This window comes from Pseudolactococcus chungangensis CAU 28 = DSM 22330 (genome assembly GCF_002441885.1).
Lineage (GTDB): Bacteria > Bacillota > Bacilli > Lactobacillales > Streptococcaceae > Pseudolactococcus > Pseudolactococcus chungangensis.
In genome coordinates this window covers 1-16,722 of record NZ_JXJT01000014.1, presented here as the reverse complement: position 1 = coordinate 16,722, position 16,722 = coordinate 1, and the positions used below count along the sequence as shown (strand labels likewise).

Below are 16,722 nucleotides of genomic sequence, written 5' to 3'. Positions count from 1 at the left end.
AAATTGATGTTACAAGAAATATCTATCAAAAATTTTGCCATTATCGATACAATTGCCATGCAGTTCGAACAAGGCATGTCGATTTTGACAGGTGAAACAGGTGCTGGAAAATCGATTATTATTGATGCCATGAACCTGCTATTAGGGTCGCGGGCACAGACGTCATTTGTCCGACATGGTGCTGATAAAGCGGAAATAGAAGGTTTATTTTTCTATCAGCAAGACAACCCAGAAATTGCCCAGCAACTTGAGAAACTTGGCTTTGAAAATACAGGCGAGCTGATTTTGCGTCGGGAAATTTTTGCCAATGGTAGGTCATCTTGTCGAATTAATGGTGTTTTGACACCTTTGTCAAATCTTCAAGCGATTAGTAGCTTTTTGGTTGACATTCATGGTCAACATGACCACCAGGAGCTGATGAGTCCAACTCATCATTTAGCGATGCTCGATGAGTTTGGTGACCAAAAATTTCTAAAAATTAAACAAGACTATGCGCAGAAATTTTCAGATTATAAAACGTTACGCCAAAAATTGCTCACACTCAAAAAAAATCAAGCTGAATTTGCGCAACGTATTGATATTTTGAGATTCCAAATTGATGAAATCACTTCGGCTGAGATAGATATCAAAATAGATGGGGAAATTTATCAAAGACGCGAGCGGCTCACGCATGCTAATCATATTGCAGAACACTTAAACGCAGCTTTTTATTCATTAGATGATGATGCATCAGATTATTCCAGTCTTTCTATGGTAAGAAATGCGATGAATGAGCTAGAGTCGGCGAGCCAGTTTGATGCCCCAAGCTATGCTAAATTGTCTGAAAAAATTGCAGATGCCTACTACCTATTAGAAGATGCTGCGGCAGATTTAGAAAAGCGAATTGATGATTTAGAATTCAATCCGTCAGAGTTGGCGATGATTGAAGACCGAATTTCGGTTTTGACAACCCTCAAGAAAAAATACGGTCCTGAATTAACAGACATCCTCGCTTACTTGGTAAATTGTCAAAAGGAGCTGGACGCACTAACTGGGGATGAGAACTCTTCAGAAAATCTGGAAACCTCATTTAAAGTGGCTGAAAAATCACTTTTAATCAGTGCTCAGACCCTTTCAGATTCCAGAGTAACGATTGCCGAAAGGCTTGCAAAAGATGTCAAAGGTGAGTTGGCCGACCTCTACATGGCAAAAGCAGATTTTAAAGTTCAGTTTGAGCCTGCGAAGTTTTCAGTTAATGGTAATCAGCATGTCGAGTTTTTCATTCAGACCAATCCAGGGGAAGGTTTTAAGCCTCTTGCCAAGACAGCATCGGGTGGGGAAATGAGTCGGATTATGCTTGCAATTAAGTCAAGTTTTGCTAGACGTGAAAATAAAACAGCAATTGTTTTTGATGAAGTTGATACAGGTGTTTCAGGACGTGTCGCCCAAGCAATAGCTAATAAAATATATAAAATTTCTCAAAATGGTCAGGTCTTGTGTATCTCACATTTACCGCAAGTTGTCGCGATTGCGGATAGCCAATACCATATAGAGAAAATTCAAATGGCTGATAGCACCACATCATCAGTTAGAAAATTAACATTTGAAGAACGGGAAATCGAAATTGCTAAAATGCTTGCTGGCGATGATTTAACACCTGAAGCATTAGCACAAGCCAAAAAATTACTGGAAAAATAAGAAGATGAATCGAGAAAAACTAAAAACTGCTAAAAGAATCGTTGTTAAAATTGGGACCTCAAGTCTGATTTTGTCGAATGGTCAAATCAATTTAAAAAATATGGATGACTTGGCTTTTACCCTGTCAAGTTTAAGAAATGAGGGCTATGAGATTATTTTGGTGACATCTGGCGCCATCGGTGTTGGCTTAAATGTCTTAGGCCTAGATAAAAGACCACCAGAAATTGCACAACAGCAAGCATTGGCGTCAATCGGTCAGGTTGAGTTAATGAGTCTTTACAATCATATTTTTGCGCGCTATCAGCAAAAAGTGTCGCAAATTTTGTTGACCAATGATGTGATTGAATATCCTGAGAGTCGTCAAAATGCGTCTATGTCACTACAGGCAATCTTAAGCCTAGGTATCATTCCAATTATTAATGAAAATGATGCAGTTAGTGTCGATGAAATGGATCATAAGACTAAATTTGGTGATAATGATCGATTAGGTGCCATTGTGACAAATTTGGCAGATGCAGATTTGTTAATCATGCTTTCAGATATCGATGGGCTTTATGATAAAAATCCCAATATATTTGACGATGCCAAGCTCATTGACAATGTGTCTGAAATTACTGATACATTGATGAAGGTAGCTGGAGGGGCTGGTAGTCGCTTTGGGACTGGTGGCATGACTAGCAAATTAGAGGCAGCTAAGCTGATTTTTGACAATGATAAGCAAATGGTGTTGACGAATGGTGCTCGAATTTGTGAGATTCGGGATATCATTGCCGGCAAAAAGAAGGGGACATATTTTGGACAGTAGTCAATTTACAGTCATCACAGCAGCCGAATTTTCGGATTTTGTGGCGACACGGGATGACATCCATTTCCAGCAAACTAAAGCATTTGGCGAGTTACAAGCTGCTTTAGGACATCAGCCATTTTATTTGGCGGTAAAAACAAACCAAACAATCGTGGCTGCTATGCTTGTGACACTTGCAAAAGTTAGGTTTGGTTATTTGGCAGAGGCACATGGTAATCCTTACTTTTCAACAGTAGAAAATGACAATCAAGTGCTGATTTCTGGTGCCAAAGCTTTGCTGAAAAAACAAGGTGTCTTGAAACTCATCATCCATTCTAATCAAATGATTGAAAAGTATGATGATAACTGGGAAAAAGTGGGCGAGTTTCACCAAGGGTTAGATGCTTTTTATCAAGATTTAGGCTTTTTACAAGGTCGGTTGAGCGATTTTGAAAAAGGCTTTAATTACAATTATAGTAAAGCTTTGACGGGTTTTGAAAATTTTGCTAAACTTGAAAAATCATATAAGAAAAATGGTCTTCAAACAATTAAAAAGGCGCGTAAACTAGGTATTCAAGTCTATGAAGCGAGCTATGATGAATTGGCTGATTTTAAAAAAGTAGTTGATGAAGCAGGCGAGCGTAGGAATTTCTCAACTCGAGAGTTGTCTTACTATCAGACTGTCTATCGCACTTTTGGTGAACGTGTTAAATTTGTCTTGGCTAAGCTTAATTTCCAGAAAGAATTAGCAGCAAATCAGCTAGAACTAGCTGGCGTCTATCAGGAAATTGAGCAGGCTGAAGCTCAAAATAAGAAAAAAAGCATTGATACACTGCATCAGAGAGTGTCGCGTCTTGAAAAATTTCAATCGGAACTTCAAACGTTGGCGGAAAAACATGGCGACCAAGATGTTATCTTAGCTGCGTCACAATTCTTTATCATGCCCAATGATATCCTCTATATGTTTAGTGGGATGTATGATGTGTATAGAGAATTTTCTGCACCTTTCTTGATTCAAGATTACATGTTACAATTTGCTTTTGAGCATCACATTGAACACTACCATTTTATGGGGGTTAATGCGCCTGATCATCCAGATCAAGGTGTTTTGAAATTCAAACAAAACTTTAAGGGCTATATTTGGCGGTCCTCTGGCAACTTTGAATTGACAATCAAGCCAGTTTTGAACAAAGTAACAACTATGTTGAAAAAAATAATGAACCGATAAATGGTTTCAAAATGATACCTTTTAAGTGTGTTATCGTGTAATTTAAGTGTTTATAGACGTAGAAATTATCCATAGAGCAAGCTTACTGCTCTTTTTTTTGATATAATGTAAACATGTATACAGTAAAAATTGGTCTACCGGCAGCTGAACATGATGCCTTTATTAAGGCATCGAATTCGACAAATCTATTGCAATCGTCAAACTGGGTAAAGGTTAAAGATAATTGGCGGCATGAACGTATCGGATTTTACAAGGATAATGACCTCAAATCAAGCGTGAGTATCTTGATTAAGCCGCTACCATTAGGCTTGACAATGCTTTATATTCCGCGAGGGATTGTCCTTGACTACTCAGATACTGAGCTACTGACATTTGTCTTATCAGAGCTTAAAAAATATGGGAAGTCACAACACGCTTTATTCATCAAGTTTGATCCCCCCATTTTAGCTGATCAGTCAGAAATGTTGATAAAGAGGTTAGAAAATCTAGGCGTTAAATGGTCAGGATTGACCACTGATATGGGTGATACCATTCAACCGCGCTATAATGCTGTGATTCATCAAGAATCATTTTCTGAGGATGCTTTGAGTAAAAAAACGCGTCAATTTTTACGAAAAGCACGTCATTCACAACCTATTTTTGAAATTGGCGGTACAGAACTTGTCGCTGACTTTGCTGAATTGATGAAAAAAACAGAATCACGTAAAAATGTGAGTCTGAGGAATGCTGCTTACTACACGAAATTGCTTGAAACCTATGGTGGTGATGCATTCATTAATCTTGTCAAAATGGATTTTGGCAAGCTCTTATCAGAAGCAAAAGAAAATCGGGAAAAATTGACAGATAATCTGAGTAAAGCTAAAAATGAAAAGCGTGTCAAATCTTTAACAAGTGACCTTGAGATGATGGACAAAAATATTGTCGCATTAACAGAGGCTGTTACAACTCACGGTGCTGTTATTCCTGTTGCAGGTACGTTGACAGTGAATTTTGGAGGTGCTGCGGAAACGTTATATGCCGGTACTGATACAGCTTTTCAAAAGTACTACCCATCTTATCTGGCTTGGTATGAGGCTATTCATCACGCTTTTGAAATGGGGGCACAGACCCTGAATATGGGTGGGCTTGAAAATTCATTGTCTGAATCAGATGGTCTTTTGAAATTTAAGAAACATTTTAATCCGAAAATCGAAATTTATGTAGGTGAATTTGATTTACCGGTTAACCGATTCTTGTTCAACTTGAGTAAGTTAGCCTACAAATTGCGTAAAAAAATGAAATAATGTGAGGAAACCAGATGATTGAGACACTTGGAAAAAACGCTAAAAGCGCTACTTTCGAACTTGCGAAATATGCCACACTTCAAAAAAATCAGTTTTTGCAACAATTAGCGCAAGCTCTTATTGATCAGACTGATACAATCATTACCGAAAATGCAAAAGATTTAGCCAACGCGGAGGCTAATGGGATTAATCGGATTATGATGGATCGCCTTCGTTTGACACCAGAGCGAATCATTGACATTGCTGAGGGTGTCCGTCAAGTGGCTGCGTTGCCTGACCCAGTAGGACAAGTGATTAGTGGCTATACCAATATTGATGGTTTAAGAATCCTTCAAAAACGTGTGCCTTTAGGTGTCGTTGGGATGATTTTTGAAAGTCGGCCAAATGTTGGAGTAGATGCTTTTGCTCTATGCTTTAAAACAAATAATGCGGTTATTTTGCGCGGAGGAAAAGATGCCATTCATTCTAATCAGGCGCTCGTTCAAGTCATCAAAACGACTCTAACAGCTACAGGTATCACGGAACATGCGGTAGGACTCGTGACGGACACAAGCCATGAAGTAGCAAGAGAAATGATGCAGGCCACTGAATATTTGGACGTACTGATTCCACGAGGTGGTGCAGGACTTATCAAGACAGTCAAGGAACAGTCTCGCGTCCCAATTATTGAGACTGGGACTGGTAATGTTAGTATATATGTTGATGAATTTGCAAATTTAGATATGGCAACAAAAATCGTCATTAACGCTAAAACACAACGACCAAGTGTTTGTAATGCAGCCGAAAGTTTGGTTGTCCATGAAAAAATTGCAGCTGAATTTTTACCAAAACTTCAGACTGCGATTAATGCGGTACAGGAAATTGACTTTAAAGTTGATGAGTTAGCCGCTGCTTTGATGAAGGGTGAGCCTGCAACGGAAGCGGACTTCGGGACTGAATATTTGGATTACAAGATGTCAGTTAAGGTTGTCTCAAATATTGATCAGGCGATTGCGCATATTAATCGGTACAGTACGAAACATTCAGAGAGTATCATTACGGATAACTTAGTTCACGCCGATCAATTCCAAGCACAAATTGACTCAGCTGCGGTTTATGTCAATGCCTCTACAAGATTTACAGACGGTTTTGTTTTTGGGTTAGGTGCCGAAATTGGTATTTCAACTCAAAAATTACATGCGAGAGGCCCAATGGGACTTGAGGCGCTTACATCTTATAAATATTTGATTAATGGTAATGGTCAAACAAGAAGCTAAAGATCAGGCTGTTATTGGTAGAATCTTTTATGGTATTGATAAACACGAATCTGATGATGTGATTTAGAGATCCGCCATGATTTCATGACTAAAATATGACAATTCAGTAAAAATCTAGAAATTGCTAGATTTTTTTGGTATAATAAGATTTGTTTAGGTGATGCGTCAATCAAAGCGTCAACTGATTTTAAAGTCATAACATTAAAATCAGCACTAAACACTAGAAAGTGAGTAGACATGTCAGACCAGACAACTTTTAAGCATGATACCGTTCTGCTACATGAAACCGTTGATATGCTTGAAGTCAAGCCTGATGGCATCTACGTCGACGCCACACTGGGTGGTGCAGGTCATAGCGCGTATTTACTGAGCCAACTCACTACTGGGCACCTGTATGCTTTTGACCAAGATGAAACAGCCCACCAAAATGCTAAAATAAAACTAAAAACACAGCTTGAAGCTGGACGTGTGACGTTGATTAAAAATAATTTTCGACATCTAAGAGTGGCACTGGCAGAGCACGGTATCACTGAATTTGATGGCATTCTCTATGATTTGGGTGTCTCAAGCCCTCAGTTTGATGATAGTCAACGTGGTTTCTCTTATAAAAAAGAGGCGAGATTAGATATGCGCATGGATCAATCACAGGCATTGACCGCGCACGATGTTATTAATACATATGCTTTTAACGATTTAATGCGAATTTTTAGCCGTTATGGTGAAGAAAAATTTTCTAAACAAATTGCGCGAAAAATTGAAAAAGCACGAGAAATTGCACCAATAGATACGACACTGCAGTTAGCAGATATCATTAAATCTGCATTACCTCAAAAAGAATTGAAGAAAAAAGGTCATCCAGCTAAACGAATTTTTCAAGCCATTCGTATTGAAGTGAATGATGAACTGGGTGCTGCTGCCGAATCAATTGAAACAGCCATTCATATGCTTAAAAAAGATGGCAGAATATCAGTTATTACATTCCATTCTTTAGAAGATAAGTTAACAAAATCACTCTTTAAAGAGTATGCAACGGTTGACATCCCTCGTGGTTTACCCATGGTACCGGAGGAAATGAAACCCCTTTTAACGGTGGTTAACCGAAAACCAATTCTTGCATCCGAGAATGAATTGGTCAATAATAATCGGGCACACTCTGCTAAATTAAGGGTGGCACAAAAAAATTAAAATACCTGTCGGGAAGTGAATGATAGTGGCTTTGAGCAGAGCGGTAGCAAGGTCAAGTTTCTATTACTTAACGCAGTTAAATTATAGAAAGGTAAAATCATGGCAGCCAAACCAAAAGAATATTTTGATATTAAAACCGCCAACCAAAATGGTAGCTATAATATCTCTGCGGATTCAATTGCGCCAGAGCTTTTGACGCGAAAATTTAAAAAACTGTCAACTGTTGAAAAAGTATTTTACCTTTCAGTGATTGTGACAACGATTGTACTTGCGATTGGCATGGTATTTGTCAGAACTAAAATTATTGAAGTTGAGCAAAACACTTTGACAATTCAAGCAGAAGTTTCAACAAAAGAAGACCAACTCAAGGCTTATGATCAGCAAATCAATGAGTTGATGGGCGACGATAGAGTTATGAAACAAGCGAGAGACAGTGGTCTTAAACAGAATAATGATAATGTGATAAAGGCAACGAAATAAATGATAAATTTTTTGAAAAAACTTGTACTTTTGCCATTTAGAAAAGTAGCAAAAAATGCCGCTAAAACGCATTTAAGCCCACAAGCCAACCGTAAACGGATTGCGCAGGACATCTTGATTCTCGCTATCTTTGTGTTTACGGTTTTTATCGTTAGATTTTCTTGGATTATCGTGACCGATTCTAGTAATGGGGTGAAATTATCCGAGCGTGCTAAATCGAATTATTCAGAAACGACGACAATTTATGCGAAACGTGGCACGATTTTTGACCGAAATGGGACGGCGATTGCGACGGATTCAAGTGATTACTCCATTTATGTCATTCTTGATACGACTTATGTATCGGGTGAGGGAAAGAAACTCTATGCCGCGCCAAAAGATTTTACAGCGATTGCGCAATTGTTCAAGGAAAAATTAGGCATAGACGAAAAATATACCTTGGCACAACTTCAACGTAAAGGCGCTAGTCAAGTCGAATTTGGTACTGCTGGTAAACATATCTCATTCACGCAAAAAGAAGAGATTGCAAATGCAGCCAAGGAAAAAGGACTTGCAGGTATTGGCTTTACTTCGCATTTAGCACGTTCTTACCCTAATGGTAATTTTGCATCGAATTTCATCGGGCTTGCGGGTCTTAAAGATGGGGATGATGATACCAAAGGATTGATAGGACAATTCGGCCTAGAGGCATCATTAAATGGCATATTATCAGGTAAAAACGGTGTTGAAACGCTGGAAAAAGATAAGAATGGACAAGCACTACAAGGTGTCGCTAAGTCAGTGACGCCAGCTAAAGATGGTCAAGATGTCTATACGACAATTGATGCCAATATGCAAGGCTACTTAGAAACATTGATGGATACGACCGGTATAAAAGATGCTGGTGCACAAAATGTTGTGGCTACCCTCGTCAAAGCTGATACAGGCGAGATTTTAGCGACGACACAACGTCCAACATTCAATCCAGCTACTCAAACTGTTATTGGTCCTAAAGATGATAATAAATCTGATAAAGAAAATCTCTTTGGCCAGAACAACCTGCTCTATCAGGCTGCATTTGAACCAGGGTCAACCTTCAAACTGTTTACTGTGGCGGCCGGTATTGAAACTAAAACCTTTAATCCTAATGCAACCTATGTTTCAAAACCTATTATGGTTGTTGATGCACCTGTTAGTGACTGGGATGTTAAAGATTTCCCTGATGGTCGTGCTATGACATTTGCGCAGGGTTTTGCGCATTCATCAAATGTCGGGATGTCTAAACTTCAGATTGCTATGGGTGATAAATCTTGGGATGATTACTTGAAACGTTTTAGATTTGGTGTACCAACCCGTATGGGTGTAGGTGGTGAAAGTTTCGGTAATCTACCTGATGAAAATGTCGTCTCACAAGTGAACTCATCATTTGGTCAAGGGATTAGTGTGACAGAAGTTCAGATGCTAAGGGGCTACACTGCCTTTGCCAATGGTGGTAAGATGTTAGAGCCACATTTTATCTCTAAAATTGCCGATATTGATGCTGGCACAGAACGTGTGAGTCAGCCAGAAATCGTTGGGAAACCGATTGAGAAATCAACGGCAGACGATGTGCTTAAATATATGGTCAATGTTGGTACGGATCCTACTTTCGGTACAGCCTATGACTGGAAAAATAATCAACCTTACTTCCGTGTAGACGGTAAAGATGTCTCAATTAAGACAGGTACAGCCCAAGTTGCTAAGCCTACGGGAGGTTACTACGAAGGTGATACATCTTATCTCTATTCAGCAGTTGCCATGGTACCGTCGGAGAATCCAGATTTTATTTTCTATATGACGGTGACATTACCGGAACATTGGACCTTATCTTATATCTCAGATGTTGCTAATCCATTATTGGAACGAGCTTATGAGCTAAAATCAACAATTGATGAAACATCACTGGCAACAACAAACAATGAAAATGTTAAAGAAGCCAAGGTCACTTTGGGAGATTATAAAGGTAAAAGTCCTGGTAATACATTGGATCAATTACGCCAACAAATTTTACAACCAGTCGTTGTCGGCAGTGGGTCAGTCATTACGAAACAATCAATTGAGGCAGGGACTAAACTTGGTGCCAATGCCCGTATCTTATTATTGACCGATGGTGATGTGGCTATGCCAGACATCTATGATTGGTCCAAGGAAGATGTTGCAACCTTAGCTAAATGGACGGGGATAACAGTCACTTATAACGGCTCTGAAACTGGAAAAGTAACAGAACAAAGTATCAAGATGAATTCAAGCTTGAAAAAAGGTCAAAAATTAACAGTGACACTTAATTAACTCGTGGCAAAAATGAATACGCAAGAGAGAGAATGAGTTGACTTCCTTTTAAGCTAACGTTTTTGTTTTGTTAAAATCAAGACAAACGTCATTTATAATTGACGCATCATTTGATTCTATAGAAAATTACGGAAATGGATATGATTTTAAATTCTATTATTGCTGGACTTGTCGCGTTTATCGTGACAGTTCTTACAATTCCCGCCTTTATCCGCTTTTACCATAAAGCAAAAATTGGTGGGCAACAAATGCACGAAGATGTTAAACAGCATGCTGCAAAAGCGGGGACACCTACTATGGGTGGCTTTGTTTTTGTTGTGGTGAGTTTGATCGTTTCGCTCGTATTTGCGCTTATTTTTGGTAAACTGACTGCTGCTTTTATGGTCATTTGGTTTGTCTTTGCTATCTATGCTGTTGTCGGATTCCTAGATGACTTCTTGAAAATTTTTAAACAAATTAATCAAGGGTTGACAAGCTGGCAAAAACTGATAGCTCAAGTCGCAACGGGTATTATTGCCTACCTTATTTATACACACGAAACTGCCGCTAATTTTTTAAATATTTTTGGTTTTCGTGTAAATCTCGGTGTTTTCTTTGTTGTCTTTCTTGTCTTTTGGTTAGTTGGCTTCTCAAACGCTGTTAATTTAACGGATGGTATTGATGGTTTGGCGTCTATTTCAGTTGCGATTTCTCTGCTTGCCTATGCAGTGATTGCCGTACACCAAAATCGTTTTGATGTGTTAATTTTAATCGTTGATGTTATTGGTAGTTTACTTGGTTTTTTCATCTTCAACCATAAACCGGCTAAGATTTTTATGGGGGATGTCGGAAGTTTAGCGCTTGGTGGTTTACTCGGTATCATTTCGATTATTTTAAATGTTGAGTGGACTTTGCTTTTGATAGGGATTGTCTATGTCTTTGAGACCGTTAGTGTGATGATGCAGGTGACTTACTTTAAAGTCACACATGGTAAACGTATCTTCCGAATGACGCCTGTTCATCATCACTTTGAACTTGGTGGCATTTCGGGGCATGGTAAGCCTTGGTCAGAGTGGCGTGTTGATTTCTTTTTTTGGAGTATTTCCTTGATAGGGTCAATTTTGGCACTTGTTATCTATTTTATTGAAAATTAAGTTTTACTATATGATATTAGAAAAGGTTCCGATTTTCGGACCTTTTTCTTTATCTCATAAATAATAAGTTGTATAATAAAAGTATAAAAAAATTAAGCGCTTTCACATTTTTGGATGTCATGTTGACTTAGATAATGAGTTATTAGTTTGATTAGTAACTTAGTAAGAAGGAGCTAGAATAATGGATAAAATTAATGCAGGTGTTGCAGCCGTAAAAGTTTTAGAAGAATGGGGTGTGAAACACATCTATGGGATTCCCAGTGGCTCTATCAATTCTTTGATGGATGCTTTATTGCATGAAAAAGATAAGATTGACTATATTCAAGTGCGTCATGAGGAAGTTGGCGCACTAGCAGCAGCTATGCATGCTAAATATACGGGGCATATCGGTGTTGCTTTTGGATCAGCAGGACCTGGAGGTACTCACTTGCTGAACGGTCTATATGATGCACGTGAGGATCATGTACCTGTCTTAGCAATTGTGGGGCAATTTGCGACTAATGGGATGAACATGGATACTTTCCAAGAAATGAACGAAAATCCAATTTATGCGGATGTTGCCATTTATAATCGGACAATTACAACTGCTGAACAAATCCCTCATGTCATTGATGAGGCTATTCGTCAAGCCTATGCCAAAAATGGTGTCGCTGTTGTCCAATTACCAGTCAATCTAGGGACCTTTGATATTCCAGCTAAACCGTTTTATTCTGCAGCGAATGCGCACCGAACATTTCCAAATCCTACCCTGCATTTTGGGGACATAGAGGCGGCTGCTCAGATACTAGACGCATCTGAGAAAACAATTATCTATGCTGGCATTGGCATACGAGGTTCAGGTCAAGATATCGTTGACCTATCCCGTAAAATCAAAGCACCAGTAGCAGTGACAGGCATCAATTTTGATGAATTTGATGCTAATTTTGAAGCTCTGCTAGGTTCTGCTAATCGCGTGGCAACTAAGCCAGCTAATGAAGCATTTCCAAATGCTGAGACAGTCGTTTTTGTTGGTAATAATTATCCTTTTGCAGAAGTCACTAACCTTTTTGAAAATGTCAAAAACTTCATCCAGATTGACATCAATCCTGCTAATCTCGGTAAGCGTAATTATAATGATGTCACGATTTTAGGTGATGCAGGTGAAGCCATTCGTGAGTTGACGAAGTTGACCAAAGAAAAACCAGAAACAGGCTGGTGGCGTGCCAATCTCGCCAACATTAAAAATTGGAATGATTACGTTCACAAACTTGAGACTAAAACAGAAGGGGATTTGCAGCTTTATCAAGTCTATCATCAAATCAATACCCACGCCGAAGATGATGCTATTTTCTCAATTGATGTCGGTGATGTGACGCAAACTTCAGTTCGCCATTTACACCTCAATCCCAAACAACTGTGGCGGACATCTAATCTCTTTGCGACCATGGGGATTGGCATCCCGGGTGCCTTGACTGCTAAACTTGACTTTCCAGCGCGTCAAGTCTGGAATTTAGCGGGTGATGGTGGCTTTAATATGGTCATGCAAGACCTCGCCACAGAAGTTCAGTACAAGCTACCGATTATCAACGTTGTTTTCAGCAATAACCAGTTTGGCTTTATCAAAGATGAGCAAGAAGAAACAAACTCCGGCTACATCGGTGTTGAGTTCATGGGGGTAGATTTTGCGAAAATTGCGGAAGGTATGGGGGCAAAAGGTTATACTTTAACAAGTATAGGGGATGCTAAATCTGTCTTTGATACAGCATTAGCAGATATTGCCAAAGGTAAAACTGTCTTGATAGATGCTAAAATCTCTGGTGACAGACCAATTCCAGTTGAAGCGCTTGTTTTAGATGAAAAGATTCATGACAAGGCAGTAATCGCAACTTATCGTGAACGGTATGAAGCAGAAGACTTAGTGCCATTGGCCGTTTACTTGAAGGCAGAGGGTATCGAGCCTAGGTACAAGGCAATTGATTTAGGTGGGTTCTGATAAAAATACAAGTTTATGATATAATAATCTCGTTGCTAACAATGGGGTTATTTTTATTTGAGACATGGGAGAAGGGAAACGATGAAGAAAAAAAGCTTTATATATCAGACATGGTGGATTGGCTTAATACCTATGCTGGTTGGCTTTATTTTTATAATCGTAGCGACGGTTATACAACTTGTCCCAATGGACGGTATTGACATTAATGGTGTTTATACTGAAAATATATCCGCAATCAGCGATTTTCGTTTTATCTTTTTAGCGGTTTTTGGTGGTTCTGGTCTCTTTATTTTCATGATAGGATTACTTCTTATTGGTTACTCTAAGCACCAAAAAGTTAAAAATAAATGGTTAAAAGAACAAGGTATTAAAATGAGTGCTGAGGTGATTGATTTTCAGGGGACAGCACGCACTGTTAATAATAATAGGTTGACAAGATTAACATGCACAGCTAAAATCAATGGTACAGATTACATTTTTAAAAGTCAGCCCCTACGCCTGAATCCTGTACCATTTTTAAAAAATGGTTTGGTTGATGTTTATTATGATTTAGGAAATATGAAGCGATATTTCATTGATGTGGACGGTAGTGTACGTGATGTTGTAGAGCTTTGAATTAAGTCGGTAGTATAGTAGTTCAATGGAGATAAGATGACGATTAAAACAATTTTTTTCGATTTGGATAACACTTTATTGTCAGATGAGCAGGCGGTTCAATTAGCGATAGATAGGACGACTGCTTTTTTGGTCAGTAAATACCCAAGGGTTCAGGCACAAGAGTTTGAGGTAGCCCTTAAAAGTCGAGCAGTAATGCTTTTTGATACCTATGCGATTTATGATTTTACAGTACAGATTGGCATCAGCCCTTTTGAAGCTTTATGGGGAGAGTTTACAGATGAGACCCTACGGTTCCCTGAGTTATCTGAAGTCGTCAGGGCTTATCGTCAGCAAGTTTGGACCATGGTATTGGCAGACGTGGGTATTTCGGATAACCGATTGGCCAAGTTAATTTCTTTGATGTTTATTGTCATTAGAACTGAAAATTCAGTGCCTTATGAGGATACTTACACCGCCTTGGATGCCTTGTATGAGCGTTATCAATTAGTTCTTTTGACTAATGGAGCGCCTTCTTTACAGAAATTGAAATTAGAAAAAGCACCAAAACTAGGAAAATACTTTAAGAAAGTGATTATTTCTGGAGATTTCGGTCAGGGAAAACCGGCGCCAGAACTTTTTAATTTTGCTTTGTCCCGTGCCCAAGCGAATAGAGAAACAAGCCTCATGGTAGGTGACCAGTTATTTACCGATATTTTAGGTGCTAACACAGTTGGTATGAAATCTGTCTGGATCAATCGTAAAAATGACGCTAAAAGTGAAGTTGCACAACCAGATTATACGGTAAAAAGTTTGACAGAAGTTGTTGGATTACTTGAGAAAGAGGATATTTGATGGAGATTTCAGAAAATTATTTGACTAACCGTGTGACTGGAGAAATTGGTCAAGCGACTGCGATTTATTTTCCAACATCGCAAGAAGATGTAGTTGAGTTGATGCAAGCAGTCAGAAAAAATCATCAGAAATTGATCACAATTGGTGGGCATACGGGACTTTCGGGTGCGACCTTCCCTGATAACAATCAGGTTTTAATGAGTCTTGAAAAAATGAATCGGATCATTAAACTGGATACTGAAACAATGACCTTAACTGTTGAGGCGGGCGTGACAATTGCAGAAATCTCAGAATTTCTGGCGGAGACTCCTTACTTCTATGCACCTGACCCGGGGAGTAAAGCAGCGAGTATTGGTGGGAATGCAGCGACCAATGCAGGTGGGATGCGAGCTGTTAAATATGGTGTCACTCGAGACAATATTCGAGCGATGCGCGTGATATTGGCTGATAGTCGCAAACTTCGAGTCGGTTCTATCAACCGAAAAGACAGCTCAGGCTATGATCTTAAAGATATTTTTATTGGCAGCGAAGGCACGCTAGGTGTCATTACTGAACTTGATTTGAAAATTCAGCCTAAACCGAAATTCAGTCGAGATATTTTGTTGGGCTTTGAAAGTTTGATGCAGTTATCTCCTAAAGTCTTCGAAATCCTAGCATCAGGTCTCGTGCCAGCAACCTTAGAATTTTTTGAGCGAGACAGTATGGCTTATTCTGAGCGCGCATTACAGCTAAATTTCCCTGATTTATCGGGTCAAGCATTTCTACTCATTACCTTGGATGGCAATGCTGAGCAGCAACTAGAAAATGAGCTGGACTATTTAGCAAGTCTAAGTGACGAGGCTCTGATTTTGAAGGATGAGCAGACACGTCATGCTGTCTGGCAACTTCGGGGGGCAATTGTCTCCTCAGTAGAACTTGAGAGTATCCAAGAACCACTGGATGTGGTTGTTCCCGTTAATCAAATAGCACCAACGATTATCGCGCTGAAGCAAATGGCAATAGCAGCGAATCTATCCGCTATCTTTTTCGGTCATGCAGGCGATGGTAATATCCATGCCAACATTATCAAAAACGATTTGACGGATGAGGAATGGACGGAAAAACTTGAAGCTTATCTGGATGAGCTATATGCCTATGTCGCAAAAGTCGGTGGCAAGCCTTCTGCAGAACACGGTATTGGGTTGTTGAAAAAGCCATATTTTCAGAAATATATCGGAACTAGTGAGTTGGTGGCTATGAAGGCGATTAAGCGCGCCTTCGACCCAGAAAATATCTTGAATCCTGGTAAGATTTTTGATTTGTGATAGGTTGATAAACTAATTTCAGCAAAATGCTTGAATAATCAAGGTATTCTGGTATAATAGATAGGTGCGTAATGGACGCATACAAACCGCTCATCCGCTGAGGCGTGTGCTAAGGGCACGAATACTTAGGTAAGTCTTAAGATGAGTAGAATAGGAGAATAATAATGAATCCATTAATCGAAGCTATCAATGAAGGTCAACTTCGCAGTGACATCCCTGCTTTCCGTCCTGGTGACTCTGTGCGTGTTCACGCTAAAGTTGTCGAAGGAACTCGGGAACGTGTCCAAATTTTCGAAGGTGTTGTAATTGCCCGTAAAGGTCAAGGCATCTCAGAAACTTATACAGTTCGTAAAATTTCAAACGGTGTTGGTGTAGAGCGTATCTTCCCAATCCACACACCACGTGTTGAACAAATCGAAGTAGTACGTTACGGTAAAGTCCGTCGTGCGAAACTTTACTACTTGCGTGCCCTTCAAGGTAAAGCAGCTCGTATTAAAGAAATCCGTCGTTAATTTGATGGTAGGAAACCCTTATTTGATAAGGGTTTTTCTTATGTCTGGAGTTTGGATAGAAAGACTTGTAAGTCATAAAATATCGTTTGGTGGGCGAAAAGTGGGCGAGTTTTTTATGAGTCGCGAATTGTAAAATTAAGTTAGAAAAATAA

The 16,722-nt window shown here is 39.2% G+C and carries 14 protein-coding genes; all 14 read left to right on the top strand.

The features are described 5' to 3' along the window. Window positions 1-6 precede the first annotated feature (6 nt). The 14 genes from recN to rplS all read left to right on the top strand — a co-directional run bounded on the left by recN (window position 7) and on the right by rplS (window position 16,570). The gene (recN, locus tag RR45_RS06805) at window positions 7-1,677 is read left to right on the top strand and encodes a DNA repair protein RecN (RefSeq protein WP_031365824.1); all 1,671 of its coding nucleotides are present in this window, start codon (window positions 7-9) and stop codon (window positions 1,675-1,677) included. Between the two features lie 4 nt (window positions 1,678-1,681). Further along, window positions 1,682-2,482 (top strand): glutamate 5-kinase, encoded by an 801-nt coding sequence (gene proB / locus RR45_RS06800; RefSeq protein ID WP_031365823.1) that lies wholly within the window; start codon window positions 1,682-1,684, stop codon window positions 2,480-2,482. Then, complete coding sequence (locus RR45_RS06795; protein ID WP_031365822.1) at window positions 2,472-3,689, top strand: peptidoglycan bridge formation glycyltransferase FemA/FemB family protein; 1,218 nt, start codon at window positions 2,472-2,474, stop codon at window positions 3,687-3,689. Before proB ends, RR45_RS06795 begins: the two co-directional genes overlap by 11 nt. A gap of 113 nt (window positions 3,690-3,802) precedes the next feature. Beyond that, window positions 3,803-4,972 (top strand): peptidoglycan bridge formation glycyltransferase FemA/FemB family protein, encoded by a 1,170-nt coding sequence (locus tag RR45_RS06790; RefSeq protein ID WP_031365821.1) that lies wholly within the window; start codon window positions 3,803-3,805, stop codon window positions 4,970-4,972. Between the two features lie 14 nt (window positions 4,973-4,986). Further along, window positions 4,987-6,228 (top strand): glutamate-5-semialdehyde dehydrogenase, encoded by a 1,242-nt coding sequence (locus RR45_RS06785; RefSeq protein ID WP_031365820.1) that lies wholly within the window; start codon window positions 4,987-4,989, stop codon window positions 6,226-6,228. A 237-nt stretch (window positions 6,229-6,465) separates the two neighbouring features. Further along, window positions 6,466-7,413 carry a 16S rRNA (cytosine(1402)-N(4))-methyltransferase RsmH gene (rsmH, locus tag RR45_RS06780; protein WP_031365819.1) on the top strand — a complete coding sequence of 316 codons (948 nt, stop codon included), beginning with the start codon at window positions 6,466-6,468 and terminating at the stop codon, window positions 7,411-7,413. A 99-nt stretch (window positions 7,414-7,512) separates the two neighbouring features. Then, window positions 7,513-7,893 (top strand): septum formation initiator family protein, encoded by a 381-nt coding sequence (locus RR45_RS06775; protein WP_031365818.1) that lies wholly within the window; start codon window positions 7,513-7,515, stop codon window positions 7,891-7,893. Window positions 7,894-7,905: 12 nt separating this feature from the next. Next, on the top strand, window positions 7,906-10,200 hold the full coding sequence (locus RR45_RS06770; protein WP_244148309.1) for a penicillin-binding transpeptidase domain-containing protein: 2,295 nt from the start codon (window positions 7,906-7,908) through the stop codon (window positions 10,198-10,200). 143 nt (window positions 10,201-10,343) lie between these two features. Further along, complete coding sequence (gene mraY / locus RR45_RS06765) at window positions 10,344-11,333, top strand: phospho-N-acetylmuramoyl-pentapeptide-transferase (RefSeq protein WP_031365816.1); 990 nt, start codon at window positions 10,344-10,346, stop codon at window positions 11,331-11,333. Window positions 11,334-11,514: 181 nt separating this feature from the next. After that, complete coding sequence (gene spxB / locus RR45_RS06760) at window positions 11,515-13,305, top strand: pyruvate oxidase (protein ID WP_031365815.1); 1,791 nt, start codon at window positions 11,515-11,517, stop codon at window positions 13,303-13,305. An 81-nt stretch (window positions 13,306-13,386) separates the two neighbouring features. Continuing rightward, window positions 13,387-13,920, top strand: coding sequence for a hypothetical protein (locus tag RR45_RS06755; RefSeq protein WP_031365814.1), 534 nt, complete (start codon window positions 13,387-13,389; stop codon window positions 13,918-13,920). 36 nt (window positions 13,921-13,956) lie between these two features. Next, window positions 13,957-14,754, top strand: a complete 798-nt coding sequence (locus RR45_RS06750; protein WP_031365813.1) for an HAD family hydrolase — start codon at window positions 13,957-13,959, stop codon at window positions 14,752-14,754. Next, window positions 14,754-16,058 carry an FAD-binding oxidoreductase gene (locus RR45_RS06745; RefSeq protein ID WP_031365812.1) on the top strand — a complete coding sequence of 435 codons (1,305 nt, stop codon included), beginning with the start codon at window positions 14,754-14,756 and terminating at the stop codon, window positions 16,056-16,058. Before RR45_RS06750 ends, RR45_RS06745 begins: the two co-directional genes overlap by 1 nt. A gap of 164 nt (window positions 16,059-16,222) precedes the next feature. Next, the gene (rplS, locus tag RR45_RS06740; protein WP_003136991.1) at window positions 16,223-16,570 is read left to right on the top strand and encodes a 50S ribosomal protein L19; all 348 of its coding nucleotides are present in this window, start codon (window positions 16,223-16,225) and stop codon (window positions 16,568-16,570) included. The last annotated feature ends 152 nt before the right edge of the window (window positions 16,571-16,722 follow it).

Bases quoted from the DNA above. Each gene is read 5' to 3' on its own strand.
- recN (WP_031365824.1), top strand. From the start codon at position 7: ATGTTACAAGAAATATCTATCAAAAATTTTGCCATTATCGATACAATT.
- proB (WP_031365823.1), top strand. From the start codon at position 1,682: ATGAATCGAGAAAAACTAAAAACTGCTAAAAGAATCGTTGTTAAAATT.
- RR45_RS06790 (WP_031365821.1), top strand. From the start codon at position 3,803: ATGTATACAGTAAAAATTGGTCTACCGGCAGCTGAACATGATGCCTTT.
- RR45_RS06785 (WP_031365820.1), top strand. From the start codon at position 4,987: ATGATTGAGACACTTGGAAAAAACGCTAAAAGCGCTACTTTCGAACTT.
- rsmH (WP_031365819.1), top strand. From the start codon at position 6,466: ATGTCAGACCAGACAACTTTTAAGCATGATACCGTTCTGCTACATGAA.
- RR45_RS06775 (WP_031365818.1), top strand. From the start codon at position 7,513: ATGGCAGCCAAACCAAAAGAATATTTTGATATTAAAACCGCCAACCAA.
- spxB (WP_031365815.1), top strand. From the start codon at position 11,515: ATGGATAAAATTAATGCAGGTGTTGCAGCCGTAAAAGTTTTAGAAGAA.
- RR45_RS06755 (WP_031365814.1), top strand. From the start codon at position 13,387: ATGAAGAAAAAAAGCTTTATATATCAGACATGGTGGATTGGCTTAATA.
- RR45_RS06750 (WP_031365813.1), top strand. From the start codon at position 13,957: ATGACGATTAAAACAATTTTTTTCGATTTGGATAACACTTTATTGTCA.
- RR45_RS06745 (WP_031365812.1), top strand. From the start codon at position 14,754: ATGGAGATTTCAGAAAATTATTTGACTAACCGTGTGACTGGAGAAATT.
- rplS (WP_003136991.1), top strand. From the start codon at position 16,223: ATGAATCCATTAATCGAAGCTATCAATGAAGGTCAACTTCGCAGTGAC.